Source organism: Streptomyces sp. NPDC038135, from assembly GCF_055601245.1.
Genome location: NZ_JBVJXS010000005.1, coordinates 140,384 through 166,121, shown reverse-complemented (window position 1 = coordinate 166,121; position 25,738 = coordinate 140,384). Strand labels below are relative to the sequence as shown.

19 protein-coding genes are annotated in these 25,738 nt (G+C 74.7%); 11 read left to right on the top strand and 8 right to left on the bottom strand.

The annotated features are described in order from the left end of the window. Positions 1 to 49 precede the first annotated feature (49 nt). Positions 50 to 1,621, top strand: coding sequence for a carboxylesterase/lipase family protein (locus ACZ7JA_RS15580; RefSeq protein WP_389302477.1), 1,572 nt, complete (start codon positions 50 to 52; stop codon positions 1,619 to 1,621). A gap of 446 nt (positions 1,622 to 2,067) precedes the next feature. Here the strand turns inward: ACZ7JA_RS15580 and mmuM are convergent, their stop codons facing one another. Together mmuM and ACZ7JA_RS15570 are read right to left on the bottom strand one after the other, a co-directional pair. After that, positions 2,068 to 2,985: a homocysteine S-methyltransferase gene (gene mmuM / locus ACZ7JA_RS15575; RefSeq protein WP_470808706.1), complete on the bottom strand. Its 918-nt coding sequence runs from the start codon at positions 2,983 to 2,985 to the stop codon at positions 2,068 to 2,070. 52 nt (positions 2,986 to 3,037) lie between these two features. Continuing rightward, positions 3,038 to 3,700, bottom strand: coding sequence for a Type 1 glutamine amidotransferase-like domain-containing protein (locus tag ACZ7JA_RS15570; protein ID WP_470809002.1), 663 nt, complete (start codon positions 3,698 to 3,700; stop codon positions 3,038 to 3,040). Between the two features lie 150 nt (positions 3,701 to 3,850). Here ACZ7JA_RS15570 and ACZ7JA_RS15565 point away from each other — a divergent pair, with 150 nt between their 5' ends. Then, positions 3,851 to 4,216 (top strand): VOC family protein, encoded by a 366-nt coding sequence (locus ACZ7JA_RS15565; protein WP_351665677.1) that lies wholly within the window; start codon positions 3,851 to 3,853, stop codon positions 4,214 to 4,216. A gap of 15 nt (positions 4,217 to 4,231) precedes the next feature. Here the strand turns inward: ACZ7JA_RS15565 and ACZ7JA_RS15560 are convergent, their stop codons facing one another. The 6 genes from ACZ7JA_RS15560 to ACZ7JA_RS15535 form a co-directional block, all read right to left on the bottom strand. Next, positions 4,232 to 4,789, bottom strand: coding sequence for a DUF3291 domain-containing protein (locus ACZ7JA_RS15560; protein WP_351665675.1), 558 nt, complete (start codon positions 4,787 to 4,789; stop codon positions 4,232 to 4,234). A 138-nt stretch (positions 4,790 to 4,927) separates the two neighbouring features. Then, a complete protein-coding gene (locus ACZ7JA_RS15555) occupies positions 4,928 to 5,512 on the bottom strand; it encodes a TetR/AcrR family transcriptional regulator (RefSeq protein ID WP_351665673.1) in 585 nt (194 codons plus the stop codon). Positions 5,513 to 5,616: 104 nt separating this feature from the next. Next, the gene (locus tag ACZ7JA_RS15550) at positions 5,617 to 8,484 is read right to left on the bottom strand and encodes a glycoside hydrolase family 2 TIM barrel-domain containing protein (RefSeq protein ID WP_389448118.1); all 2,868 of its coding nucleotides are present in this window, start codon (positions 8,482 to 8,484) and stop codon (positions 5,617 to 5,619) included. A 14-nt stretch (positions 8,485 to 8,498) separates the two neighbouring features. Then, positions 8,499 to 9,731, bottom strand: a complete 1,233-nt coding sequence (locus tag ACZ7JA_RS15545) for an ROK family protein (RefSeq protein WP_470808702.1) — start codon at positions 9,729 to 9,731, stop codon at positions 8,499 to 8,501. 139 nt (positions 9,732 to 9,870) lie between these two features. Beyond that, positions 9,871 to 10,329, bottom strand: a complete 459-nt coding sequence (locus ACZ7JA_RS15540; protein ID WP_389448122.1) for a TIGR03618 family F420-dependent PPOX class oxidoreductase — start codon at positions 10,327 to 10,329, stop codon at positions 9,871 to 9,873. A 100-nt stretch (positions 10,330 to 10,429) separates the two neighbouring features. Further along, positions 10,430 to 11,695 carry an FAD-binding protein gene (locus ACZ7JA_RS15535; RefSeq protein WP_389448124.1) on the bottom strand — a complete coding sequence of 422 codons (1,266 nt, stop codon included), beginning with the start codon at positions 11,693 to 11,695 and terminating at the stop codon, positions 10,430 to 10,432. 124 nt (positions 11,696 to 11,819) lie between these two features. Between ACZ7JA_RS15535 and ACZ7JA_RS15530 the strand changes: the two genes are divergently transcribed. The 9 genes from ACZ7JA_RS15530 (at position 11,820) to ACZ7JA_RS15490 (ending at position 25,691) form a co-directional block, all read left to right on the top strand. Continuing rightward, positions 11,820 to 12,827, top strand: coding sequence for a hydroxyacid dehydrogenase (locus ACZ7JA_RS15530; protein ID WP_470808699.1), 1,008 nt, complete (start codon positions 11,820 to 11,822; stop codon positions 12,825 to 12,827). A 111-nt stretch (positions 12,828 to 12,938) separates the two neighbouring features. After that, a complete protein-coding gene (locus ACZ7JA_RS15525; protein WP_351665661.1) occupies positions 12,939 to 14,258 on the top strand; it encodes a radical SAM protein in 1,320 nt (439 codons plus the stop codon). 236 nt (positions 14,259 to 14,494) lie between these two features. Next, positions 14,495 to 16,000 (top strand): cellulose binding domain-containing protein, encoded by a 1,506-nt coding sequence (locus tag ACZ7JA_RS15520; RefSeq protein ID WP_470808695.1) that lies wholly within the window; start codon positions 14,495 to 14,497, stop codon positions 15,998 to 16,000. Positions 16,001 to 16,330: 330 nt separating this feature from the next. Continuing rightward, entirely contained in the window at positions 16,331 to 17,053 is a 723-nt protein-coding gene (locus ACZ7JA_RS15515) for a Crp/Fnr family transcriptional regulator (protein ID WP_351665657.1), read from the top strand. A 108-nt stretch (positions 17,054 to 17,161) separates the two neighbouring features. Next, positions 17,162 to 18,052, top strand: a complete 891-nt coding sequence (locus ACZ7JA_RS15510; protein WP_389302449.1) for a nucleotidyl cyclase domain-containing protein — start codon at positions 17,162 to 17,164, stop codon at positions 18,050 to 18,052. A gap of 5 nt (positions 18,053 to 18,057) precedes the next feature. Continuing rightward, positions 18,058 to 20,628: a hypothetical protein gene (locus ACZ7JA_RS15505; RefSeq protein WP_470808692.1), complete on the top strand. Its 2,571-nt coding sequence runs from the start codon at positions 18,058 to 18,060 to the stop codon at positions 20,626 to 20,628. After that, complete coding sequence (locus ACZ7JA_RS15500) at positions 20,621 to 22,795, top strand: hypothetical protein (protein ID WP_470808691.1); 2,175 nt, start codon at positions 20,621 to 20,623, stop codon at positions 22,793 to 22,795. The genes ACZ7JA_RS15505 and ACZ7JA_RS15500 overlap by 8 nt, the downstream gene beginning before the upstream one ends. Next, positions 22,792 to 23,346, top strand: coding sequence for a Pycsar system effector family protein (locus ACZ7JA_RS15495; protein WP_389302440.1), 555 nt, complete (start codon positions 22,792 to 22,794; stop codon positions 23,344 to 23,346). The genes ACZ7JA_RS15500 and ACZ7JA_RS15495 overlap by 4 nt, the downstream gene beginning before the upstream one ends. A 140-nt stretch (positions 23,347 to 23,486) precedes the next feature. Beyond that, positions 23,487 to 25,691: a VWA domain-containing protein gene (locus tag ACZ7JA_RS15490; protein WP_470808689.1), complete on the top strand. Its 2,205-nt coding sequence runs from the start codon at positions 23,487 to 23,489 to the stop codon at positions 25,689 to 25,691. The last annotated feature ends 47 nt before the right edge of the window (positions 25,692 to 25,738 follow it).

Genomic DNA, 25,738 nt, shown 5'->3' with positions numbered 1-25,738 from the left:
CGGGCGTGCCGTGCGGCGGGGGCCGGGCGTGGTGAAGGGCTGGTGGGTGATGACGGCAGAGCAGCCGACGGGCCCCGTGGTCGTGACACCCCACGGGGCCGTACGCGGCCGTTACGAGCGCGGTGGAGCGGTGTTCCGGGGAATCCCGTACGCCGCTCCGCCCTTCGGGCCCCGCCGGTTCCGGCCGCCCGAGCCGCCCGAGCCGTGGGACGGCGTGCGGGACGCCGGCGCCTTCGGGCCGACGGCGCCCAAGCCGCCGTACTCCGAGGCCTTCGCCCGCTACCTCTCCGACCCCGTCGTCGCCGGCGACGACTGCCTCAACCTGAACGTGTGGACCCCCGAGCCGGGCCGCGGCGCCCGTCTTCCGGTACTGGTGTGGCTGCACGGCGGCGCCCTGACCAGGGGATCCTCCGCTGTGCCGGTCTACGGCGGACACGCGTTCGCGCGGGACGGGGTCGTGCTCGTCTCGGTCAACTACCGGCTCGGGATCGAGGGCTACGGACTGTTCCCGGACGCGCCGCCCAACCCGGGCCTGCGCGACCAGCTCGCCGCTCTGCGCTGGGTGCACGACAGCATCGCCGCCTTCGGCGGCGACCCGGACAACGTCACCCTGTGCGGGCAGTCGGCCGGTGCGATCAGCGTCGGCGCCCTGATCGCGGCGCCCCCGGCCCAGGGTCTGTTCCGGCGGGCGGTGCTGCAGAGCGGCGCACCGGAGTTCTCCGAGCGCGACCGGGTGCGGCGCGTGGTGCGCCGGATGGCCGGCCGGCTGAAGGTGCCGGCCACCGCTGAGGCCTTCGCCGCCGTCGACCGCGCACTGCTGCTGCGCACCCAGGCCGAGGTGGGGAAGCTGAGCAGTCCCGTGCTGGGCGGGCCCGCCTTCGGCATCGTCGTGGACGGGGACCTCGTGCCCCGGGACCCCCTCCAGGCCCTGATCGACGGCGAGGCAGCCCGGGGCGCCGACCTGCTCATGGGCTGGACCCGGGACGAGTACCGGCTGTGGCTGGTGCCCGGCGGCCTGGTCGAGCGCGTCGACCGGCTCGGCACGGTCGCCCTGGCCGGGGCCATGGCCCGCTGCCACGCCGGCCACGACGTGCCGCGCGGCTACCGTGCCGCCCGCCCCGGCGCCGGCACCGCCGAGGTCGTCGGCCAGATGGTCACCGACCACCTGCTCCGGCTGCCGCTGCACCGGCTCGCCGACGCCCGCCCGGGCCGCTCGTACCTGTACGAGTTCGCGTGGCCGTCCCTGGTCCCCGGGCTCGGCGCCTGCCATGCGCTCGAACTCGGGTTCGTGTTCGACACCGGCGACGTGCCGGAGTCGGTCAAGCTGGCCGGGGCGGGCGCGCCGCAGGAGCTGGGCGACGCGATGCACTCGGCCTGGGTGCGGTTCGCCACGACCGGCGACCCGGGCTGGCAGGCCTGGGACGCCTCGCACCCGGTGCGGATCTTCGACGTCGGCGAGCCGCGTGTCGCCTACGGCCCGCGCGACGCCGAACTGGGCCTGTGGCCGGCCGCCGCCACCGTCCCGCAACCGGCGTCCGCCTCCGGCGTCAGGGCGCCGGGAGCCGCACGGGCCTCCGCGGTCCGGCGCCTGCGCCGCTCGGTCGCCGCCCGCCGCCGCTGACACCGCGCCCGGCGCGGGTACCGGTTCGGTCGCAGGTGGGCCCGGCAACGGAGGCCGGAGATCCGGGAGACGGGTCACGCGGGCGCGATCGCGGCGATCCCCGGCGGCGCCGTGTTGCCGTTGCCTGGCCGGTATGCCGCCGGTGCCCGGTCCGTGCCGTCGTCGCTCCGTTTGCCGCCGGCTCCGTGGTGGGCGTTCCGCGGGTGCCGACCCGGTGCCGTCGTCGCCCCGCGCGGGCAAGCACCGGTACCTGCCTGATCACAGCGCTCGGGCGATCGCGGCGATCCCCGCCGGCGCCGTGCTGCCGCTGCCTCGCCGGTATGCCGCCGGTGCCCGGTCCGTGCCGTCGTCGCTCCGTTTGCCGCCGGCTCCGTGCCGGGGCGTTCCGCGGGTGTCCACTCCGTGCCGTCGTCGCCCCGCGCGGGCGAGCACCGGTACCTGTCCGCTCACAGCGCTCGGACGATCGCGGCGATCCCCGGCGGCCCCACCCGGCAGCAGCCGCCGATCAGCCGTGCGCCCGCGTTCCGCCACTCCTCGACCTGCCCGGCGTCGAAGCGGGAGCGGCCGGTCCAGGCGCGGGCCCGCGGGTCCCAGGCCTCCCCGCTGTTGGGGTAGACGACGACCGGCTTGCCGGTGACCCGGGCCGCGACCCCGATCGCGTACGGCACGTCCTCCGGCGCGCAGCAGTTCACGCCGACCGCGATGATCTCGTCGGCGCCGGCGGCGTGCGCGAACGCCTCCTCCAGCGGCTGCCCGGCGCGCGTACGCCGGCCCTCGACGGTGTACGACAGCCAGGCGGGCACCCCCAGCCCCCGGACCGCGCGCACCAGCGCCGCCCCCTCCTCGGCGTCCGGAACCGTCTCCAGAGCCAGCGCGTCCGGCGCCGCGGCGGCCAGGACCTCCAGCCGCGGCCGGTGGAACCGCTCCAGCTCGCCGGTGCTCAGCCCGTAGCGTCCCCGGTACTCGGAGCCGTCCGCGAGCATCGCCCCGTACGGTCCGGCCGAGGCCGCCACCCACAGCGGGCGGCCGGCCCCGCCCGCCGCGGCCCGCCGGGCCGCCTCCCGGGCCAGTTCCACGCTGAGCACCAGCAGCCGCGCCGCTCTCGCCCGGCCGATCCCGCGCCTGGCGAAGCCCTCGAAGCCGGCCTGGTAGCTGGCGGTGATGGCCACGCTCGCACCGGCCTCGAAGTAGGCGAGGTGCGCCTCGGTGATCGCCTCCGGCCGCTCGGCGAGCAGCCGTGCCGACCACAGCTCGTCGCCCAGGTCGTAACCGGCCGCTTCGAGCTGGTTGGACAGCCCGCCGTCGAGCACGACCGTTCCGGCGGCGAGGGCTTCGGCGAGGCCGGGCTGCGTGCTGCTGGTCATGTTCTGACGCTAGTCCACGTACGACGGTGACCGCCGCCCGCGCCCCGAAGCACTAGAACCGCTTCCAGCGGCCCTCCGAGACCACTTCGACGGCGCCGTCGACCACTTTGACGGCGGTCTGCTCGTCGATCGCGTACGCCGGACCCGCGATCCCGGCCGCCCACCGCTCCGCCGCGGCCATGCTGTTCTCCGGGCAGTCCGGATGATCCAGGTGCGGGAAGATCGAGAAGTCGACCACGCCCAGCGCAGCGTCGCCGCCGCCGGGCGGCGTCCAGCCCACGAACTCCTCGCCGACGCGGGGGGTCATCACCATGCTGCCGGCGCTGAGCCCCACGTAGACCGTGTCGGGCAGCGACGGCAGCAGCGCGGCCAGCCCTGACTCCCGCATCCAGTGGCACAGGTACAGCGCGTCACCGCCGTTGACCAGCAGGACGTCGGCCTCCCGGACCCAGGAGACCCAGCGGGCCCTGTCGATGCCGGGCAGCGCGGTGAGTTCCAGCAACCCGACCGACTTCCAGCCCAGCCCGGTCATGGGGCCGGGGGCGCGTCCGCTGACGAACCGCCACGGCCCGGCCGGATCGGCGTAGGGGCCCCCGTATCCCGCGGTGGGGATGCACAGGGCGCTGGACTCGGCGATCGGCTTGTCCAGAAGGCCGACCAGCGCGTCCCGGATGCTCGCGTTCCTGATGCCGGAGTCGGTGAGCAGAAGCTTCATCATGTCCTTCCCGAGGAACCGTGAGCCGATCCCAGGTGGGGGACCGTCATCGACGAGTCCGCCCGTTCACGGACCGGGACCGGCGGTTCCGGTCCGCGCCCGGCCCAACTCGGTTGCCGCGCCGGGTGACCGTGCAGAAGACTCCACCACATGACTTCCAGGATCCGCCATGTGACGATCGCCTGCGCCGACGCCTACGCCCTCGGCGGCTTCTGGTCGAAGGTGCTGGGCCGGCCGCTGCACGAGGACGACCACCCCGGCGACCCGGAGGCGCTGATCGAGGGCGCGGGGCTGCTGTTCGTCACCGTGCCGGAGCGCAAGACCGTCCGGAACCGGCTGCATCTCGACCTCCAGCCGCAGGACCGCACCCGCGACGAGGAGGTCGAGCGGGTCATCGCCCTCGGCGCCACCCTGGTCGACGACCGGCGCAGGCCCGACGGCACCGGCTGGGCGGTCCTCGCCGACCCCGAGGGCAACGAGTTCTGCGTGGAGCGCAGCGCCGCCGAACGCGGCTAGCGAATCCGGCCGGCGTCAGCGGACTCGACCGCTCTTCGGCCCGACCTCCTTGATCCCGGCCGGAGTTCCGTCCGGGGTGAACGAGTGGTGGAAGGTGAAGGCGTGCGGCGCGGCGCCGTGGGCGTGGAGGTGTTCCAGCCGGGCAACCCCGTCCTGCCAGGTGGGTGTCACGCCGTCGGGGACCCACCAGAACACGTAGTTCGGACGCCCGGTCCTCTCGAACCAGTCGTAACGCCTGTTCAGCGCCTCACGGTGCAGACCGGTGTAGATGGCGTCGAAGGCGGGGCGCAGGCCGGTCCACAGCGAGAGGGTCGCGGCCAGGGCGGTGGTCTCCACCGTGCGGCCCTTGTCGTACCAGGCGGGTACGGCGAACTGTCCCCATGCGCCCCAGTCCGCCTCGAAGAGTTCGCCCCGGTCGCCGTCCGCCGTCTCGGCGTGCGCCAGGTATCCCGGCTGCCGACTCATCTTCCGGTAGACGGCCGCGCCGATCTCGTAGAACTCGCTCGTGAGGGGTGCGGGATCGGCGAGAGGTGACTTCAGGACGCCGAACGTGTACAGCGCGAGATGGGGCATGCGTCTCTCCCTGGTCGGGTGTGCCGTGGGTGATCGCCGAGGACCAGGTGAAGGTAGCCGCCTGCGCGGGCCATGTCGAAGTTGCGCTTTTGCTGTCAACGTGGCTTTCCGCAAGGGTCGTTGGGGGCGCGGCTGCACTCAGTGAGCGTCCCTCGCCTCCCGGGGCCAGTGGCTGAGGGCGATGTGCAGGGCCTCCACCGTCTTGTCCCAGGAGGCCTCGACGTCGCGCGGGGCGCCGAAGCCGCCGGTGGACTCCAGGGCGCAGTAGCCGTGGAAGGTGCTCCGCAGCAGGCGCACGGCGTCGGTCAGGTCCGGCTCGGACAGGCCGTAGGCGCGGAGCATGCCGTAGGTGATCTCGGCGGTGCGGCGCAGGGCGGGGGAGTCGGCGACCAGGCTCTGGTCGACGCGGATCTGGGTGGCCGCGTAACGGCCCGGGTGCTCCAGGGCGTACGACCGGTAGGCGCCCGCGAAGGCGGCCAGCGCGTCCCGGCCCGCCCGGCCGGCGACGGCCGCCGCGATCCGGTCGATCAGCTCGCCACCCGCGTGCAGCGCGAGCCGGGTGCGCAGGTCGTTCAGGTTGCGGACGTGCGAGTAGAGGCTGGCGTCCTTCACCCCGAAGCGCCGGGCCAGCGCGGACAGGGAGACCTTCTCGAAGCCCGCCTCGTCGGCGAGTTCGGCGGCGGCCGCGACGATCCGGTCGACGGTGAGTCCCGCGCGGGCCATGGGCCACCTCCTTGGATGCCGAGCCGGCGTCCAAGGATATCCAGGCTGTGGCCGCCGGCCCGCGCGGTGCGCTCACCGTGACCCGCGCGGGACCAGGCATTTCGTCAGGCGGGAGCCTCCGAGAGGACGAACGAGAACCGGGAGGGCTCGGCCCGCAGGAGGTACCGCGGCAGCGGGCCCGGGCCGCAGGACTGGGAGCCGAGGCCGTGCAGGCCGTGGTCCAGGTTGACCCACACCGTGTCACCGGGCGTGAGGTCGCTCAGGTGGGCGGCCGCGTCCAGGTGCTCGGTGGTCCAGCGCCGGGCGGTGAGGGAGAACTCCGGGTCGCCCTCGATGCGCAGGCCGCCGAGTTCCGCCCAGCGGACCCCGGCCCGGGCGCCGTTCTCCTGGGGACGGACGTACGGCGTCTGCAGCTCGTCCACGGTCGACTGCCAGCGGCCGACCGCCGACGCCGTCGCGCTGTCCGGATACGCCTCGCCCGGCCCGCCGCCGTACCACCGGACGCGGTCGGCAGCGGCCAGCCCGAAGCGGATGCCGAGCCGGGGCAGCGGCACCGGCCAGTCGCCGTCCGGGGTCACGGACACGGTCAGAGCGAGCCGCGTGCCGTCCGACGTCCAGCGGTACACGGCCGACAGCCCGAACTCCCGGGCCGCCGGCGCCGTCCGGGTGCGCACGGTCAGCGCGTCCTCGTCCACCTCCACGGCGTCCAGCCGGTGCCGCATGCGGTGCAGACCGAGCTCGCGCCAGAGCAGGCCGTAGCGGGCGTCGCTCTGCCAGGCGGCGCCGTCGTCGTTGTCGGTGGTCGCCCGCCACACGTCCAGGCGCAGCCCGGTGACCGCCACCCGGCCGATCGACCGCAGGGCGCCGCTGCGGGCGTCGAAGGAGGCCGGGCCGAGGGTGATCACACCGTCGCCGGGCGCCGGGCCGCTGGTCGCCGGGACCGTCGGCGCCGGGTGCGGCGAGACCGCGAACTGGCCCCAGGCGACCACGTGTTCCCTCGGCGCCCAGACCGTGTCGGCGGCGAGCAGCGCCCGTACGGTCCAGTGGGCCTCGCCCGCCGGCGCCGCGGCCGGCGGCTCGGGCAGCTTCACCTCGGCCGACTCGCCCGGCGTCAGCGGAGGCACCGGCAGGGCGCCGGACGCCACCGTCTCGCCGTCCACCTGGTAGGCCCAGGTGAAGGCCAGCGCCGAGAGGTCGGCGAAGTCGTACTTGTTGGTGACGCGGACGCTGCCGCCGGTGCCGTCGCCCTCGATCGCGACCGGCTCGATCACCTTCTTGTACTCGACGAGGCCGGGGGAGGGCCGCCGATCCGGGAAGAGCAGCCCGTCGCAGACGAAGTTGCCGTCGTGCAGCTCCTCGCCGAAGTCGCCGCCGTAGGCGTAGCCGAAGCGCTCGTCCTCGACGCCGTGGTCGATCCACTCCCAGACGAAGCCGCCCTGCAGCCGGCCGTGCGCCTCGAACAGCCGCTGGTACTCGGCGAGCCCGCCGGGGCCGTTGCCCATGGCGTGCCCGTACTCGCAGAGGATGAACGGCAGTCGGCGGCGCCGTCGGGTGCCGCCGTCCAGGCCGCGGCCGACCCGCTCCACGTCGCTGTGGGAGAGGTACATCCGCGAGTACACGTCCGTGTCCCGGCAGTCGTGGTCGCCCTCGTAGTGCAGCAGCCTCGAGGGATCGCGGTCGCGGATCCACCCGGCCATCGCGGTCAGGCCCCGGCCGGTGCCGGCCTCGTTGCCCAGCGACCAGACGACGACGGCGGGGTGGTTCTTGTCCCGCTCGACCATGCGGGCCGCGCGGTCCAGCAGGGCCGGGGTCCAGCGGTCGTCGTCGACGGGGTTGTCCCGCCAGCCCTGCTCGGTGAAGCCGTGGGTCTCCAGGTCGCATTCGTCGACGACCCACAGGCCCAGCTCGTCGCACAGGTCGAGGAAGGCCGGGTGCGGCGGGTAGTGGGAGGTGCGGACGGCGTTGACGTTGTGCCGCTTCATCAGCAGCACGTCCTCCCGCATCGTCGCGAGGTCCAGCGCGCGGCCCCGCCGCGGATGCCACTCGTGCCGGTTGACCCCCTTGAACAGCACGGCCCTGCCGTTGACCTTGATCAGCCCGTCCGACAGCTCCACCGTACGGAAGCCGACGCGCAGCGGCACCCGCTCGCCCCCGGTGTCCAGCACCCCGTCGTACAGCCTCGGGACCTCCGCCGACCACGGCTCGACCGGCACCGTCACCGGCTCCCCGGTGGCGACGTCGATGCCGAGGTCCGGCACGGTCACCCGGCCGTCCACCTCGGAGTCGACGCGCAGGGTGCCGGTGCCGGCGACATGGTCGTACGAGGCGTGCACGAAGAAGTCCAGCGCGCTGCCCGCCGGGCGGTGCAGCAGCGTGACGTCCCGGAAGACGCCCGGCAACCACCACTGGTCCTGGTCCTCCAGGTACGAGCCCGCGGACCACTGGTGGACCCGTACCGCCAGCACGTTGCCCGCCGGCCTCAGCAGAGGGCCGACCGCGAACTCGTGCGGCAGCCGCGAACCCTTGAAGTGGCCCAGTTCGGCGCCGTTCAGCCAGACGCGGGCGCAGGACTCCACCCCGTCGAAACGGAGCACCGCCCCGCCGTCCTCGCCGTCGGGCCAGTCCTCGGGCAGATCGAAGACGCGCAGGTGGTCACCGGTCGGATTCTCGGTCGGGACCCGGGGCGGGTCGACCGGGAACGGGTAGAGGACGTTGGTGTAGGCGGGAGAGCCGTGCCCCTGGAGGACCCAGTGGCCGGGGACCCGCAGCTCCGCCCAGCCGGACGCGTCGTATCCCTCGCGCGCGAAGGAGTCGTCCTCGGCGTCGGCCGTGTCCGACAGTCTGAAACGCCAGCTTCCGTTCAGGGAGAGCGACTTGGCGTCCGAGGCGGCGTACCAGGCCCGGGGCGCGAGCGTCCCGGAGCCCGGCGAGACGTCCTCGACGTACTCGGTGGTGGAGGTGCGACCGGACATCGGTTTCTCCTAGCTCAGCCGTTGCGTGTGGTGCGTCCTCTCACGGCGGCCGTGCGCCGTCCGGCGGACCGCAGCGTCCCCTCCAGCGCGAACGTGGCCGCGCCCAGGGACACCGGGTCGGCCGGGATGGGGGAGAGGACGATCTCGGTGGCCGCCAGCGGCCGCCGCAGCGCCCGCCGGGCGACGGCCGCGCGGACCTCGTCGAGCAGCGGCGCGCCCAGCCGGGCCGCCACCCAGCTGCTGAGCACGACCACTTCGGGGTTGAGCAGGTTGATCAGATCGGATATCCCGGCGCCCAGATAGCGGGCGGTGTCGCGGACCGCCTCGAGCGCCACCGGGTCGCCCGCGACGGCCGCCGCGCCCAGGGCGTCGACGGTCGCCGTCTGGTCCCCGGGGTGCAACAGCGGTGAGTGCGGGCTCAGTTCGCGCAGGTTCCGCATGATGCCGGGCGCCCCGACGTAGGTCTCCACGCAGCCGTGGCCGCCGCAGTGGCACGGTCTGCCGTCCAGCACGAGGGTGGTGTGCCCCCACTCGCCCGCGCTGTTGCTGGCTCCCCGGTGCAGCCCGCCGCCGAGCGCGAGACCCGCGCCGACGCCCGTGCCGAGGTTCACCACCACGACGTCCCCGCGCCCCCGCGCGGCCCCGAACCACAGCTCGGCCGCGGTGCAGGCGCGCAGCGGGTTGTCCAGGTACAGCGGGTGGGAGATGCGCTCGGCGAGCAGATGGAGCAGCGGCACGTCGTGCCAGTCCCAGTTGGCCGCGTACTCGACGACACCGCCGTCCCGGTCGATCTGGCCCGGCATGCTCACGCCGACGCCGAGCACCCTGTCCGACCCCGCCCCGGCCCGGGCCACCACCGAGCCGACGGCTGCGGCGACCCGGCCGGCCACCCGCTCGGGGCCCCGCTCGCCGGCGTCCAACTCCTCCTCGGTGCGGGCCAGTACGTTCAGGGCCAGGTCGAACAGCTCGACGTGGACGTACGTCTCCGCGATGTCCACCCCGACCAGTGCGCCGCCGGACGCGTCGACGGCGACCAGGCCCCGGGGCCGGCCGCCCGCCGAGTCCTCGAAGCCGACCTCGGTGATCATGCGCAGATCCAGCAGCTCGCCGACCAGGGTGGCGACCGTGGCCAGGCTGAGGCCGGTGGCGGCGGCCAGCTCCTGCCGCGAGGTGGGGGAGCCGGCGATGATCCGGCGCAGCACCTCGTAGCGGTTCGCGGTGCGGATGTCACGTGACGTGCGCTTCACGGACCGGCCCCTCCCATCCCGTCGGCCGGGGGCGGGACCGGCACCGGCGCGCCGACAGGCTATGGGCCGGCGACCCTTTCTACAAGGGGTTGGGAAAGGGGGTGGAGGAAGCCGGTTCGGCCCACCAGGAAGCGGCCGGCTAGCCGTCGATGTCGAGCGCCGTGCCGTACAGCCGGTGCGCCTTCAGCCGGACGACCACCCGGCGCTCGGCGACCGACTGCTCCAGGAACGCCTGCTCGTCCTCGGGCCTTGCGGCCTCCGGGATCATGCCGAGCAGTTCCCGCCCCACCGCGTCACCGGGCACCGTAGTGGCCTCCGAGACCTCGGCCTCGCCCTCGGCGACCGCGAACGACCACACGTCGTCGCCCCGCACATGCAGCGCCGCACGCGGGTCGCGCCGCAGATGCCCGACCTTGGCCCGGTCGGCCGTCGAGGAGAACCGCGCCGTGCGGGCCTCGGCGTCCCAGCTGTACAGCATGGTGGTCAGATGGGGGTGGCCACTGCGCTTGACGGTGGCGAGCGTGCCGAACCGCTGCTCGCCCAGCAGGCGGGAGACGGCGTCCTCGGACAGGGGGCGGGGCGCTGGTCCTTGAGTCATGACACGGTCAACGCACCTGCCCGCACGGCGAATTCCGCACCCGGCGCCGGAAGTCCTGCCCGCGTCGCGGCGCGGCGCCGGGCTCCCGCAGCGACGCCGCTCAGCTTCCGTGCTCCCCGGCTCCCGCCGCCAGGACGTCCCGGACGAAGGAGTTGGCGAACTTGCCCGCGGGGTCGAGGGATCCGGCCAGCGCGCGGAAGTCGGCCAGACGCGGGTACCGCGGGCGCAGCTCCGCGGGCGGCAGGGTGAACACCTTGCCCCAGTGCGGACGGGCGTCGAACGCGCTCAGCGCCTCCTCGACCCGGCGGACCACCGGCAGTACGGCGGACGTGTCCTCGATCCAGGTGAAGTGCAGGGCCACCGAGTCCCGTCCGTACGCCGGGCTGAGCCACTGCGGGTCGGCGGCGACCGTGCGCACCTCGCAGGTCTGCAGAACGCCGGCCACCGTGGTACGGACGGCGTCGAGCGCGTGCAGCGCGTCGACGGCGGTCTGCCTCGGCAGCAGGTACTCCGACTGCAGCTCGGCCCCGCTGCTCGGCGTGAACTCCGCCCGGAAGTGCGGCAGCCGCTCGTGCCACGGTCCCGGCACCCCGAACTGCTCGGTGCAGTTCACCGCGGGCATGCCCGGCACCGGGTGCATCGCCTCGGTCGCGGCGGCCGCCCACGGGAAGTCCACGGGCGCCTGGTCGGTGCGCCGCTTCACCCACACCTGCCGGAACCCCGGCTCCCGCCAGTCGGTGAACAGGCTCACGCTGTACGCCGCCCCCGCCACCGCCGCGTAGTCCAGTCCGGCGAGCGGCAGTTCGGTGAACACGTACTGCTCGACCTCGTACGCCGGCTCCAGCTCCAGGGTCAGCGCGGTCACCACGCCGAGCGCGCCCAGCGAGGTCACCGCGCCGTCGAAGCGGGCGTCCCCCCGGGCGATGGTGACCGTGGAGCCGTCCGCCGTGAGCAGCTCCACCTCGCGCACCGCCGCGGCGAGCGGCCCGTTGCCGACGCCCGAGCCATGGGTGCCGGTGGCCACCGAGCCCGCCACCGAGATGTGCGGCAGCGAGGCCATGTTGGGCAGCGCGAGTCCCCGCGCGTGGACCGCGCGGGCGAGTTCCGCGTATCTGACCCCGCCCGAGACGCGCACCGTACGGGCCGCGGTGTCCACGTCGATCACCGGCGGCAGGGCCGCGAGCGACACGAGGATCCCGTCGGCGCCGGGCTCGGCGATCCGGTTGAAGGAGTGGCCGCTGCCCAGCACCCGTACCCGCGCACTGCCGGCCACCAGGGACCGGAGCGCGCCGGCCGTCTCCGGGCGGTGGAACCCCTCGGCCTCGTAGGTGATGTTCCGGGCCCAGTTGGTGACCGTCCGACTCATCCTTGCCGTCCCTCCTCGAGCGTGCGTGTTCGTTGACCCTCTCATCCGCCGCGACCTACCGTAGAGAGCGGTTGCCGTCCGGGCGTCCGCGATCCGCGCGCCGCCGAGCCGGAAGGCCCCTTCGTTGCCCGAGCGTCCCCAGGCACTGTTCGCCATGACGGCGGCCAACCTGCCGCACGTCTTTCCCCCCGACCTGCTCGCCGGGCTCCGCGAGCACGTCGACGTCGACCCCGCCCTCGTGGCGGAGGACCTCGGCGACCCCGGAGCACGGGAGAAGCTGGCCCGTACCGAGATCCTGATCACCGGCTGGGGCTGCCCGCTCCTCGACGCGGCCGCCCTGGACGCGGCGCCGAGGCTGCGCGCGGTGCTGCACGCGGCCGGCTCGGTCAAGGGCTTCACCACCCCCGAGGTCTTCCGGCGCGGCATCGCCGTCTCCTCGGCCGCCGCCGCGAACGCCCTGCCCGTCGCCGAGTACACCCTGGCCGTGATCCTTCTCTCGGGCAAGGACGTCTTCGCCTCCCGCGACCTGCTGCGCACCCGCCGGTCCTTCCCCCACGGCGGCATCCTGCCCGGCGTCGGCAACTACGGCCGCCGGGTCGGCGTCGTCGGCGCCTCCCGCATCGGCCGCCGGGTCATCGAGCTGCTCCGCCCCCACGACCTCCGGGTCGGCCTCGCCGACCCCTACGTCGACGAGGCCGGGGCCGCCCGGCTCGGGGTGCCCCTGCTCCCGCTGGACGACCTGCTGCGCGGCTCCGACGTCGTCACCCTGCACGCCCCGGACACCCCCGAGACCCGGCGCCTCATCGGCGCCCGGGAACTCGCCCTGATGCCCTCGGGGGCCGTGCTGATCAACACCGCGCGCGGCACCCTGGTCGACCACGAGGCCCTGGTGGCCGAGCTGCGCACCGGCCGCCTCGGCGCCGTGCTGGACGTCACCGACCCGGAGCCGCTGCCCGCCGACTCGCCCCTGTTCGCACTGCCCAACGCGTTCGTGACCCCGCACCTCGCCGGCTCGCAGGGCAACGAGGTCGCCCGGCTCGGGCGGACGGTGGTGGAGGAGGCGGCCCGGCTGGCGGCGGGGCGCCCGCTCGCGTATGCCGTCGATCACACCGTCCTGGAGCGGACGGCCTGACGGGACGCCGTACCGGGGCGGCTCGCGCGCCGCACGGGGACCCGGCCGGGCCGGCGCGCGAACGGGGGCATACGGTGAGATCCGAACGTCCGAGCCGGGAGGAGATGACGGATGGGCAGCCGCACCGCGCTGGTCGAGGATCTGATGGAGCGCTTCCCGCATGTGCCGCGGGAGGCCGTCTTCAAGGAGGACCTGCTCCGCGGCGGAGTCGCCTTCGACGCCTCCGCGCTGAGCGACAACGAGGGCGGCGAGGTCAAGCCGAAGTCGTACTTCATCTTCTCCTTCGACCACGGCACCCTGCCCGAGCTGGGCGAGGCCGCGCTGCGCCGGCCCCCGGAGGAGATCATCCTCACGGGCGGCCCGTACGACCTGCGGCGCACCGTCGTCTCCGTACGGGTGAACCCCGCCTCGCCGTACCGGGTCGCCGCCGACGAGGAGGGGCTCCTCGGGCTGTACCTCGACGGCAGCCGGATCGCCGACGTCGGCGTGCCGCCCATGCCCGAGTACTACCGGCACACCCTCTCCAACGGGAAGTCCGTCATGGAGGTCGCCCCCACCATCCAGTGGGGCTACCTGATCTACCTGACGGTCTTCCGGGTCTGCCAGTACTTCGGCGCCAAGGAGGAGTGCCAGTACTGCGACATCAACCACAACTGGCGCCAGCACAAGGCGGCCGGCCGGCCCTACACCGGGGTGAAGGACGTCGAGGAGGTGCTGGAGGCCCTCGAGATCATCGACCGGTACGACACCCAGAAGGCGTCCACCGCCTACACCCTCACCGGCGGCGCCATCACCAAGACGGTCGCCGGGCGGGACGAGGCCGACTTCTACGGCCACTACGCCAAGGCCATCGAGGAGCGCTTCCCGGGCCGCTGGATCGGCAAGGTCGTCGCCCAGGCCCTGCCCAAGGACGACGTCCAGCGGTTCAAGGACTACGGCGTGCAGATCTACCACCCCAACTTCGAGGTGTGGGACCGGCGCCTGTTCGAGCTGTACTGCCCCGGCAAGGAGCGCTACGTCGGCCGTGACGAGTGGCACAAGCGGATCCTGGACTCCGCCGAGGTCTTCGGCGCGCGCAACGTGATCCCGAACTTCGTCGCGGGCGTGGAGATGGCCGAGCCGTTCGGCTTCACCACCGTCGACGAGGCCATCGCGTCCACCACCGAGGGCCTGCGCTTCTTCATGTCGCACGGCATCACGCCCCGCTTCACCACCTGGTGCCCGGAGCCGACCACCCCGCTCGGCAAGGCGAACCCGCAGGGCGCGCCGCTGGAGTACCACATCCGGCTGCTGGAGGCCTACCGGGCCACGATGGACGACTTCGGTCTCTCCTCGCCCCCCGGCTACGGGCCGCCCGGACCGGGCCGCGCGGTGTTCTCCGTCAGCTCCTTCATGGACAGCCTGCCCGCCGAGGAACCGGTGGAGGCCTGAAGCCCCGGGAAACGGCCGGCCGGACGGTGAGCGGATCAGGGCCCGCGTCCGTATGGGAGACGGGAGTGACCGGCCCGGCCGCGGCCGGTCACGGGGCGCGACCTCGTGATCACTCGATCCGGACCTGGCGCTTGTCAGTCGTGTCGGAGGCGTGAAAGGCTCCTGCCCGCCGCGGGGTTTCCTCAACTCCCCTATTTGTGCGGTGAGTTGACCTCGCTCGTGGATGCAGGAGTGCCATGCCCGACCTGCCGGCCCCCCAGGACGCCACCGAGACGGAGCTGTTCTCGGAATGCTGGGACGCGGTGCTCAGCTACGCCGACTTGTGCACCTCGGGATCGCTGACGGCCCATCAGCTCGCGACCGAGGCGTTCACGGCGGGCATGCGCGAACTGCGGGGCGCCGGGCCCGTCCCCGGGCGCGGTCCGGCGAGGCGCCCGGGCCGGCTGCCGGCGATCCCGGAACTGCTCACCGCCGTACGGAACACGGCCGCGGGCTGGGAGGCCGCCGGGCAGGGGCACAAGCTGGACCCGGACCTGCGGCTGTGGCTCAACTCCGGCCAGGCCGCCAGGTTCGCCGGACCGCCGACCGGGCGGCCGGTCGCCCTGCGGGGCCTGAGGGACCTGCAGGAGCCGGACGCCGCGCTGCTGTGGCTCGCCGAGGTGGAGGCGCTGCCGCTGCCCGCCGTGGCCCGCAGACTCGGTCTGGACCCGGCCACGGCCGCCGGTGAGCTCGAAGAGGTGCGGGGGCTGTTCCGGGGCCGCTGCCACCGGGCGCACCTCGACTCGCCGATGGACGCGGAGTGCCGCGCGTACGCCCGGCTGCTGGACGCGGTGACCCGGTCGGCGGGCGCCGAGACGCCGGCCGACCTCTCCCGGCACCTCGCCACCTGTGCGGGGTGCGCGGAGGCCGCGGCCTGTCTGCGCCTGCACGGCGGCGGTCTGCCCGCCGCGATCGCCGGCGGGGTCATCGGCTGGGGCGGCCTCGCCTATCTGGAGCGCAGGCGGCGCGCCGCCGAGGTCCGGCTGGGCGCCGGCCGGCCGGGCGCGGCCGACGTCGGCGGCGACCCGGAGGAGCGGGCGGGCCGCGGCCGGGCGCTGCGGGGCGGCCTGCTGGCCGCGGCCGTCCTGCTGTCCGCCCTGGCGCTCGGGGTGTCGATGATGCCGCTCGGCGGTTCCGGCGGCGACGAGGCGGCGGCCCGCGACGACCGCCAGCCGGTCGCCGACCCCGGCACGTTCCCGGTCGCGAGCGGCTCCCCGGCACCCGGGGAATCGGCGTCCCGGGCCTCCGTGTCAGCGAAACCGGCTCCCGCCACTCCCACCGCCACCGCTCCCCGGACCCGGCACGAGACCGGGAACCCCGATCCCGAACCTCAGGGCGCCTCCGCCGGCGCCACCGACCCGGGCCCCAGCCGCCGGGCCCGCCCCGCCCCCACCTGCCGGGTCGTCTACGACCTGGTCAACCAGTGGCCCGACGGCTTCCAGGCCACCGTCACCGTCACCAGCGCCGAGGCCCTCAACGGCTGGCGGGTCGCCTGGAGCTTCCGCGACGGCCAGCAGGTCGACCGGATGTGGGACGCCACCGTCCACCAGGACGGCTCCCGGGTCACCGCCACCGCCGCCGACTACAACAGGTCGGTCGCCGCGCACTCGCCGCTGTCCTTCGGCTTCATCGCCTCCTGGCGGGACCGGAACCGGACACCGTACGGCTTCACGCTCGACGGGGAGACCTGCGCGACGGGCTGAAACCCGCGCCGCCGCACCTGCGGAAAACCCGAGTTCTCGCCAAATCGCCCCGCTTCCCGAGTTGGCGCATTTATGCGAGGTGTCACCCTCAGGAGGGGCTGACCTCGCCGTAGTCGATCGACGCCGACGGCTGCAGGCGCCGCGGGCCGCCGCGCGCCGAGGCCCGGTCCGTGCTCTTGAACCGCGCTGCCCGGACGACGTACCTGGCAGTTCCGTCATTACCGGACGGTACCCCCGATGTGGCGCAATTCACTCGCCTGAAAACGGCGTTCTGCCACCATCAACGCCATCGAAAAACCGGCCATCGGCACTGCGGCGGGGGGCGTGGCCATGGGGCTGCTCGGCAATGACCTTGCGTTCGCGCAGTCTCTTTCCGCACAGGAGCGCGAGGGCGTCATGGCCCTCGGCAACCGCAGGCACTTCCCGGCCGACGCGCACCTGCTGACCGAGGGCGACCGGTCCAGCCACGTGCTGATCCTCCTCGAAGGCTGGGTCACCGTCTCCGTGTCCACCGACCGGGGCGCCACCCGGCTGATACTCGGCCTGCGCGGACCCGGTGAACTGCTCGGCGAGATGGCCGCGCTGGACCCGCATCCGCGCAGTGCCACCGTGCGCGCCCTCGGCCCGATAGCGGCCCAGGTCATATCCGGCGACGCCTTCCGCCGCTTCCTCGCACTGAACCCCCGCGTCAGCGGACTGGTGATACGCCAGCTCACCTTCCGGCTGCGCAGCGCCGACCAGGAACGGTCCGCGCTCGCCTCCCTCACCGTCCTGCAGCGCCTCGCCGGCCGGCTCAGCGAACTCTCCGCGACCGAACCCGCCGGCCCCTACGCCCCCTCCGCGGCGGGCCGGCCGTCCGGCGCCCCGCCCGCCGGCTCCGTCGTCCACCTGGCCCAGGACGAGCTGGCCGCCACCATCGGCGCCACCCGGGAGGCCGTCGCCAAGGCCCTGCGGCTGCTGCGCGCCCAGCGCATCGTGCGCACCGGCAACCGGATGGTCGAGATCCTCGACCCGGCCCTGCTCGCCCTGCTCGCGGACGGCCATCACGAGTAACGCGCCGCCCGCCGTGTGTAAACGGCTACAGACGGCCCCGCGTCCCGGGCCCGACGCTGTTGGGACGACCACCTCATCCATGAGCGGACAGCACTGCAGGGGGCACGGGTGAACCACGACGCGGCGGAAATCACCGAGGAGCACTACGAGTTGGTGATCAGCGTCGACGCCAGACGGTCCGGGGAGTACGACGACGTCGACAAGCCGCGGATGCGCGCCCGGATCTACCGGGTGCTGGAGACGGCCTTCGCCCACGCCTCGGTGCCCCGCGACGCCCTCCACCTGGAGGACCGCGGGGACGGCGTGCTCGTGGCGGTCACCGGCCGCGTCGCGGTGAGCCGGCTGCTCGGCCTGTGGCTGGTCGAGGTGCGCGAGAAACTGCGGGACGAGAACCGCGGTCTGCGCGTGCCCCTGGGACTGCGCGTCGGCATGCACGTCGGCCCGGTCCGGCACGACGACCGGGGCATCAGCGGACGCGCGGTCGACCTGGCCTGCCGGCTGGCCGACTCCGCCGTCGCCCGCCGCCTCCTCGACGCCGACAACGCCGACCTGGTGCTGGTCACCTCGCAGTCCCTGTACGAGGACGTGGTCAGCGGCGGCGGCAAGTTCATCGAGCCGGGGCAGTACACGCGGGCCCGGCTGCGGCTCAAGGAGGGCGAGGTCACCGCCTGGTGCCATCTGCCCGGCCTGCCCGCCCCCGAGATCCCCGCCGACCCCCGGCCCGGAAGCGCGGCCGAGACGCCGGCTCCCGACGCCGGGCCGGCCCGGGACGCCGAAGCCCCCGCCTCGGACGGCGACGCCACCGCCTCGCGGGCGGCAGGCGCAGCCCCGGACGGCGACGCCACCGCCCCGCCGGCGGCCGGCCCCGGCCGGGAGCGCCCGTCCGGCGACCAGTACACGGTGCACGGCGACTGGTCCGAGCACCGCGACAACGTCTACCAGCAGCCCGTGCACATCGGCCGTGTCACCGGCCGCGACGACGAGCGGCGCAAGGGCTGAGGCGGATGAGCGACGACAGGCAGCCGGACGCCCCGGCCGAGGACACCCCCGACAGGCCCGGCCAGGACCGCTCGCCGGAACCCGAGGACCGCAGGGGCCGCGACGAGCAGACGCGCGACGGCGGCAGGGCCGACGGCGGATCCGGCAAGGACGAGGGCGGGGCCGGCAAGGACGACGACGCCGAGGACGAGGCCGCCGAACGGGAGAAGGAGCGCGAGCGCGAACGGGAGCGCGCCGCCGGACGGTTCAAGGAGTACACCCGCGACCCCCTCGCAGCGGAGCAGAACGAGGACGGGCCCACCGACCTCGCGGCCGCCGCCCGGGCCCGCCGCGCCACCCGGCTGCTGTTCGACGTCGGCCGCGACCTGACCAGCTTCGACCGCTCGTACTTCGGCAGCGCCCACATCGGCGACATCAACCTCCGCCTGGACGCCCGCAGGTCCGGCGCCGGCATGCGCAGCGGACCCGTGCCCGACGAGGAGCTGCGCCGGCTGCGCCGCGTCCACGTCGAGCCGGAGGGCTACATACGGCTGCGCAACGCGCTGCGCGCCCGCCGGCTGCTGGTCCTCGGCGCCGCGCCGGGAACCGGGCGGACCAGCACGGCGCTCTCCCTCCTCGACGAGGTCACCACCGCCTCCGCGAACGAGGCCGCCCCGCAGCCCGGCACCGGCTCCCGGGTACGGCGGGTCGACCCGGACGGCGGGGTGCGGCAGCTCGCCGAGTCGCTGGGCCGCCCCCGCGACGACGGCGAGGAGACCCCGAGCGGCACCGGCTACCTGCTGGAGCTGTCCCTGACCCGGCCCGGAGCGCTCCCGCCGGCCGAGATGGACCTCGACGAGCTCGCCGCCGCCCTGGAGCGCCGCGAGGCCTACGCGGTCGTCGTCGTCACCGTCGGATCGGCCGCCAACGCGCTGCTCGCCGGCCGGTACGGGATGCTCTGCCCGCCCGCGCCCACCCGTGAACTGCTGCGCACCCGGCTGCTGGAACGGCTGGAGCGGCCCGCCGCGACGGCACCGGACGACGGTCCCGGCCCGGCCGAACTGCTGGGCCGCGCCGAGGAGCTGTGGGCCCGCGAGGAGGTCGAGGGCGTCGTCGGGCTGACGGACCTGCGCCCGGCGGAGGCCGAACTCCTCGCGTCCCTGCTGGCCGGCCGAGTGCTCGGCGACATCACCCACGAGGAGTTGCTGGCCGGCTGCCGCAGCCTGGCCGCGAGCCAGGCTCAGGAGTGGTTCGCCGGAGTGGACCGGGCACTGACCGCGCGGCCCGCCGCCACCGAGGCCGGCGCGGGCCGCCCGGACACGGCGACCCTGTTCCACCCGGTGGCGTTCCGGATCGCCCTGGCCGTGCTCGGCGGCGCCTCGCACAGCGCGGTGGCCGCCGCCGCCCACCTGCTCACCTGGGAACTGTCCGTCCAGTGCGACCCCGACAACACCCCGGCCCGTCCGCTGTTCTGCGACGACCCGGAGGCCGACCTCGCGCTCTCCCGCGCCGAGGTGACGGACGGGCGGGTCGAGGTGGCCGGCGGCGAGGTACCGGCCCGGCTGATCTGGTACCGGGGGACCGCCCTGCCCTCGGCGGTGCTGACCGAGCTGTGGGACCGGCACTTCCCGGTCCGCGCGCCGGTGGTGCGCTGGCTCAGACTGCTCGCCGACGATCCGCGCTCCCAGGTGTGGATGCGCGCCGCGGTGGCCGCCGGCGAGCTGTGCGTACGGGACTTCGACCACGGCTACACCGAACTGGTGCGGCCGCTCGCCGAGGCCGCCACGCCCCGCCGCCGGATCTTCGCGGCCACCACCCTCGACCAGGCCGCCGGCCACGACACCCACCGCGCAACCGTGCACCGGCTGGTCGCCGACTGGAGCCGCAACGGCAGCAAGGCGCTGCGCTGGACCGCGGCGATGGCGCTCGGCTACGGCAACGCGGCGGCCACCATGGACGAGACGCTGGACACGCTGGCCAGAATCGGCGTTCGCGACGACGGCGACCAGCTCGCGGCCGCCTCCTTCAACGTCGTACGGCTGCTGGCGCTGCCGGACGCGGACCGGGTGCTCGCGCGGATCGCCGAGTGGACCCACCACAAGCGCGAGGCTTACCAGGACCTGGGCCTCGTGACCACCGTACGGCTGTCGCTGACCACGGTGGACGAGGTGCTGACGGAGGACCCCGACGGGCCTCTGGCCGACCGGGGCGACTGGCCGCTGCCGCTCGCCCTGGCCGCCACCCGCCCCGGACTCGTCGGCCCCATGGCCGACCTGATGTGGACGGCGCTCAACACGGCCCGGGCCAGGGACGTGGCGATGGACGCGCTGGAACGTCTGCTGCGGTCCGCCGTGCGCAGGGACGGCACCGAGTGGACCCGGCCGGGGCTCGCGGCACTGCTGCCCGCGCTGGCCACCGAGGATCACGACCAGCGGCGGCTGGACTGGCTGCTGCGCCACATGATGAACGACCCCGAGAACCCCCTCCCCGACGCGCGGGCGCGCGACCTGTGGTGGCTCGCCGTCACGCCGCGGCGGCCGGACCACCGGGAGCGGACGCGCCGGGAGAGGACCCGCGAGGAGGACAGGCATGGCTGAGGACGAGGACGGGACGGCGGCCGGGGGCCCGGTGCCCGCGGGACCGTTCCTGCGGGATTACGCCCCGCTCGGCGCCTTCCCGGCGGCGAGCGCGCAGAAGGCCTCGGTGCTGTTCTACCGCAACGGGGGGTACAGCGTGATCACCGTTGCCGGGGTGCGGCACGTGGACAAGCGGGCGCTGGCCCGGCCGTACAACGTCTGCGAGATCGCGCAGGGCACGTACGTCTCGCCGCTCCAGCTCGAACTGCCGGCCGCCGGCGGCACCAGCTTCTTCAAGGCCGAGGTGGACATCGAGTGGGAGGTGACCGACCCCTACCTGGCCGCCGTCCAGGTCGTGTCCGACGTGGCGGCCCGGCTCACCTCCCCGGTGCTGGAACGGCTCCGCGAGATCACCCTGACCTACCCGGTGACCGACGCCGAACAGGCCAACCGCGTCATCACCCGGGAGTGCGTCGGCGGCCGCTGGAGCGACCTGGGCGGTGAACTCGGCCTGCGGGTACGGCTGTACGTCCGGCTCGGGGTGAACGACGAGGCCATCGAGTACGCAAGGCAGCGGCGCGGGGCGCAGGCCGACGCCGATGTCACCCGGGTCCGCCAGGAATCGTTCCGGCGCATGCTGCAGGGCGGCGAACTGGAGCAGCTCAGCTTCATGCTGGCCGCCGACCCCGAGGGCGCCAAGGACTTCCTGGAGAAGATCCGCCAGGAGGGCCGGCAGGACGAGCGGGAGCGGGTCGACCGGCTCTACACCATGGCGCTCAGGGGCGAACTGCACGCCGCGGACGTCGAGAACCAGGTCCTCGACCTGCTCAACCAGGGCCAGCGGCGCCCGCTCCAGGGACCCATCGGCGCGGTGCCGGCCCGCCGGGAGCGGCGCGAGCTGGAACCGGCCCCCGAGGGGCCGTTCACTCCGGACTGGGTGTCCGACGAACCGCCCCGGAGGCAGTCGCACCGGGCCGAGTCGCATCGCGCGGAGACCTACCGGACGGAGACCTACCGCACCGAGTCCACCCGCGAGGTGCACCGCGCCGAGGCCCGCCTGGACGACGACACCGTCACGGAAGAACCCTCCCGCCCCCGCCGCGGGCCCGAGCCCCACCCGTCCGACGACTACGACCGGGAGCCGCAGCGGGACCGGGTCCGGCGCCCGGACCCCTACCTGTCCGACGACCACGACCGCGAGCCGCCACGGGACCGGGCCCGGCGCCCGGAGCCGCCCTACCCGTCCGACGACTACGACGGCGAGCCGCGGCGAAGCCGCACGTACCGCCCGGAGCCCGACCCGGCGGACGGCTACGACCGGCCGGCGCGGCGGGCGGCGGGGACACACCGGCCCGAGCCGGGATCGGGCGACGGCTTCGACCGGGAGCCGTCCAGGGACCGGGATCACCGTCCGGAGCCCTACTCCGCCGACGACTTCGGCCGGGCCTCGCGGGACCGGGCCCGGCGCCCCGAGCCCTACCCGTCCGACGACCACGACGGCGAGCCGCCGAGGAGCACGTACCGTCCGGGATCCGGCCCGGCGGACGACTACGACCCGGCGGACGACTTCGACCGGCCGTCGCGGCGGGCGGGGACGCACCGCCCCGAGCTGGGTCCGGGCGACGGCTTCGACCGTGAGCCGTCCTGGGACCGGACCCACCGGTCCGGGCAGGACCCGGCCGACGGCTTCGACCGGCCGGCGCGGCGGGCGGGGACGCACCGCCCCGAGCTGGGTCCGGGCGACGGCTTCGACCGTGAGCCGTCCTGGGACCGGACCCACCGGTCCGAGCAGGACCCTGCCGACGACTTCGACCGGGAGCCGTCCAGGGGCTGGCCGCACCGCCCCGCGCCCGGACCGGCCGACGGCTTCGACCGGGAGCCGCAGCGGGACCGGGATCACCGTCCGGAGACCTACCCAGCCGACGACTTCGGCCGCGAGCCGGCGCTGGGCGGCGTCCGGCGCTCCGAGCCCTACCCGGCCGACGACTACGACCGCGAGCCGCGGCGAAGCCGCACGTACCGGCCGGAGCCCGGCCCGGCCGACGACTCCGGCCCGGACTCGCGGAGGCGGACCTACCGGCCGGAGGACGCCGGTGACCATCGGGCCGACGACCACGGCCGGGACGTTCCGCGGGGCCGCAGGCGCTCGCGGGACGACGGCTGGTCCTGGGCGGAAGAGGACGAATGACCGCCGAGGACGAGGCCGCCAGGACCTCCCCCGCCCCGAACGTGCTCGTGCCGGACGGGGGTCGGCACAGCCACGACGGGGCGGGGGAGCGCATCGCCGAACGACTGCTCGACACGGTCCGCGAGGACCTCGGACGAGCCGACTCCAAGGCCGCCGTGCTGCTGTCCGGGACGCTCGCGCTGCCCGCCTTCCTGCTCGGATGGCACGGCGCGCCCGGCTGGCGCGGACCCGCGGACATGACGCTGGTCCTGGCCGGGGTGCTGTGGGCCGGCGCGCTGATCGCGCTGATCGGCGCGGTGATGCCGCGCACCGGCACGCACCGCGGCCGGGACGGGGTCACGTACTTCGGCGACCTGGTGGCCGCCCGCGACCTCGCGGGGCTGTCCGCCCGGGTGGCCGAGGCCGGGCGCGACCCCGCCGGGTGGCTGCTCGTCCAGGCCGTCGACGTCAGCTCGATCCTGTCCGCCAAGTACCGCGCCATCCGCTGGGGCATGGGCTCGCTCGCCCTCTCGGCGGCGCTGGCCCTGGCCTGGGGCCTGACCCCGCGCTGAGCGGGTCCGCCCGCACCGAGCACTCCAAGCAGAGACGAACGAGGAATCAGGGGACCGCCGTGGAAACAGTCACGGGAAGACGGCAAACGCGAAGGGGCGGGATCCGCCGCGCCGCGGCCGCGGTGCTGGCGGGAGCCGCGTTGACCGGCGCCCTGCTGGCGCCACCGGGCCACGACCCGGTGCCGGTGGCGGACACGCGGCCGGCGTTCCCGGCGGTCAACTACGCCGTGGCCGTCGACGAGTCCGCGAGCCTCGCCGCCGCGGACATGGCCGCCGAGAAGGCCGCCGCCGCCCGGATCGCGCTCGGCGACGTCTCCTCCCAGTCCCATGTCACCGTCTTCGGCTTCGCCGCCGCCGAGTCCGAAGGACAGCGCGCGGTGGACCCGGTGTGCCCGCGGACCGCGCTGGACGCGGCCGGCCGCGACACCGTCGGCGCCTGCGTCACCAAGCTGCGCGGCCGCGAGAAGAGCCAGGGCACCGGCACCGACTTCCCGAGCGCGATACGCCAGGGCGTGCACGACCTCACCGACGGCACCGACCCGTCCCAGCCCCGCGTGCTGTTCCTGCTCACCGACGGCTACATGGACGTCAGCGACAGCCCCAAGTACGGCGACCCCGCGCACCGCGACGACGAGGGCGACCGGCAGCTCGGCCTGGCGCTGAAGGAGGCCAGGGACGAGCACGTGCAGGTGTGGCCGCTCGGCTTCGGCGACCAGCCGCGCATGGACGAGCTGAAGCGGATGGCCGCCGGCGGATACCAGAAGGGCTGCGTCGACCTGCCGTCCGCGACCCCCGCGCCCAGGAAGGTCGAGCCGGCGGCCATCGGCACCACCCTCGAGGACATCTTCGCCGCCGCCCACTGCCTGCGGCACGAGCGCGGACCCGACCCGAAACGGCCGCCGTCCACCCAGGAGATCGCCATCTCCCCGCTGGCGACCGTGGGCAGCATCGTGGTCGACAAGGGCGACCCCGCGGTCGAGATCACGTACTACGACCCGAGCGGCAACAAGGTGCCCACGCACGGGAAGTACCACAAGTCGTCCTTCGAACTGGCCGGCGGCAACGGCGTGGTGGAGGCGCTGAAGATCGTCGACCCGCTGCCCGGCCCCTGGAAGGTGAAAGCCGAGGCGCCCGAGGGGCACCGCTCGCTGCCGGTCTCCGTCAGCGTGCTGTGGCAGGGCGAGCTGCGCGGCGCCATCACCATGGACCCGCCCTCCCCGCAGGCCGGGGACGAGGTCGAGGTGACCATGCGGCTGCAGACCCGCGAGGGCTACCAGATCAAGGACCCCCGCGACTACGCCGGGCTGCGGGTGCGCAGCGCCCTCACCGGCGACGGTTTCGACCCGCTGAAGCTGGACCTCACGGACGACGGCAAGGCGGGCGACCCCACCGCGAGCGACGGCTCGTTCACCGGCTCCGTCCGTGTCCCGAAGGGCGCCGACGGCGCGCTGACGGTGAGCGCCACGCTGACCGCCGCCGGGCTCAGCGCCGACACCCGCAGCGAGACCGGCGAGATCGCCCCCGGCCAACTGCCCGTCACCACCGCGCTCGACCTGCCCGCCGCCGACGTCCACCCCGGCGCCCGGATCAGCGGCACCCTGGCCGTGCACAACACCAGCGGCGCCGCGCACACCCTGCGGCTCGCCGTCACCGACCTCCAGCCCGGGCTGCTCTCCGTCAGCCCCGCGCGCATCACGCTCCGGCCCGGGGAGTCCGGCACCCGGAAGGTGACCGTCGAGGTCGCCCCCGCCGCCGTGTTCGGCGACCGGCTCGGCCACGGCGGGCTGAAACTCGCCGGCACCGTCACCGCCGCCGACACCACCGACCACGGCCGCACCCTCGTGCGGTCCCCGATCTCCGTGCGGGTGACTCCCGAGCCGACCGTCGTGGACCGGTACAAGTGGTACTTCCTGAGCGCCGCCGCCCTGCTGGTGGTGCTGGCCCTGGTGGCCGCGGCCTGGGTGCGCCAGCGCCGCCGCGGCCAGGACCCGTACGGCCTGGTGCTGCGGCTGGTGGACGAGGACGGCAGCGTGCTGAACGAGCACCGGGCCGGCCACGGGAACAAGCAGTGGTACGAGTTCGCCGTCGCCGAACCCCACCGCAGCCCGCGCATCGAGCGGCGCCCGCACGGCCCCTACGCCGTCCGGCGCGGCCTCCAGGGCGGAGCGGTGCTGCGCAAGCGCGGCGGCGGCCGGACCCCCGTGCCCGCCCGCGGCCAGGTCCCGCTGACCGACTCGCTGTACCTGGCGCTCGGCGAGGAGACCCGCGGCCGGCAGCGGTCCGCCGACACCCCGGGCCGCGAGCGCGGCGAGAACGTCGGCGGCGCCTACGACTCGTACCTCTGACCCGTCGGCGGGCGGCACGGCAGCGCGCCGGCCGCCCGCCCGGCACC

Bases quoted from the DNA above. Each gene is read 5' to 3' on its own strand.
- ACZ7JA_RS15580 (WP_389302477.1), top strand. From the start codon at position 50: ATGACGGCAGAGCAGCCGACGGGCCCCGTGGTCGTGACACCCCACGGG.
- mmuM (WP_470808706.1), bottom strand. From the start codon at position 2,985: ATGACCAGCAGCACGCAGCCCGGCCTCGCCGAAGCCCTCGCCGCCGGA.
- ACZ7JA_RS15570 (WP_470809002.1), bottom strand. From the start codon at position 3,700: ATGAAGCTTCTGCTCACCGACTCCGGCATCAGGAACGCGAGCATCCGG.
- ACZ7JA_RS15565 (WP_351665677.1), top strand. From the start codon at position 3,851: ATGACTTCCAGGATCCGCCATGTGACGATCGCCTGCGCCGACGCCTAC.
- ACZ7JA_RS15560 (WP_351665675.1), bottom strand. From the start codon at position 4,789: ATGCCCCATCTCGCGCTGTACACGTTCGGCGTCCTGAAGTCACCTCTC.
- ACZ7JA_RS15555 (WP_351665673.1), bottom strand. From the start codon at position 5,512: ATGGCCCGCGCGGGACTCACCGTCGACCGGATCGTCGCGGCCGCCGCC.
- ACZ7JA_RS15550 (WP_389448118.1), bottom strand. From the start codon at position 8,484: ATGTCCGGTCGCACCTCCACCACCGAGTACGTCGAGGACGTCTCGCCG.
- ACZ7JA_RS15540 (WP_389448122.1), bottom strand. From the start codon at position 10,329: ATGACTCAAGGACCAGCGCCCCGCCCCCTGTCCGAGGACGCCGTCTCC.
- ACZ7JA_RS15535 (WP_389448124.1), bottom strand. From the start codon at position 11,695: ATGAGTCGGACGGTCACCAACTGGGCCCGGAACATCACCTACGAGGCC.
- ACZ7JA_RS15525 (WP_351665661.1), top strand. From the start codon at position 12,939: ATGGGCAGCCGCACCGCGCTGGTCGAGGATCTGATGGAGCGCTTCCCG.
- ACZ7JA_RS15520 (WP_470808695.1), top strand. From the start codon at position 14,495: ATGCCCGACCTGCCGGCCCCCCAGGACGCCACCGAGACGGAGCTGTTC.
- ACZ7JA_RS15515 (WP_351665657.1), top strand. From the start codon at position 16,331: ATGGGGCTGCTCGGCAATGACCTTGCGTTCGCGCAGTCTCTTTCCGCA.
- ACZ7JA_RS15505 (WP_470808692.1), top strand. From the start codon at position 18,058: ATGAGCGACGACAGGCAGCCGGACGCCCCGGCCGAGGACACCCCCGAC.
- ACZ7JA_RS15500 (WP_470808691.1), top strand. From the start codon at position 20,621: ATGGCTGAGGACGAGGACGGGACGGCGGCCGGGGGCCCGGTGCCCGCG.
- ACZ7JA_RS15495 (WP_389302440.1), top strand. From the start codon at position 22,792: ATGACCGCCGAGGACGAGGCCGCCAGGACCTCCCCCGCCCCGAACGTG.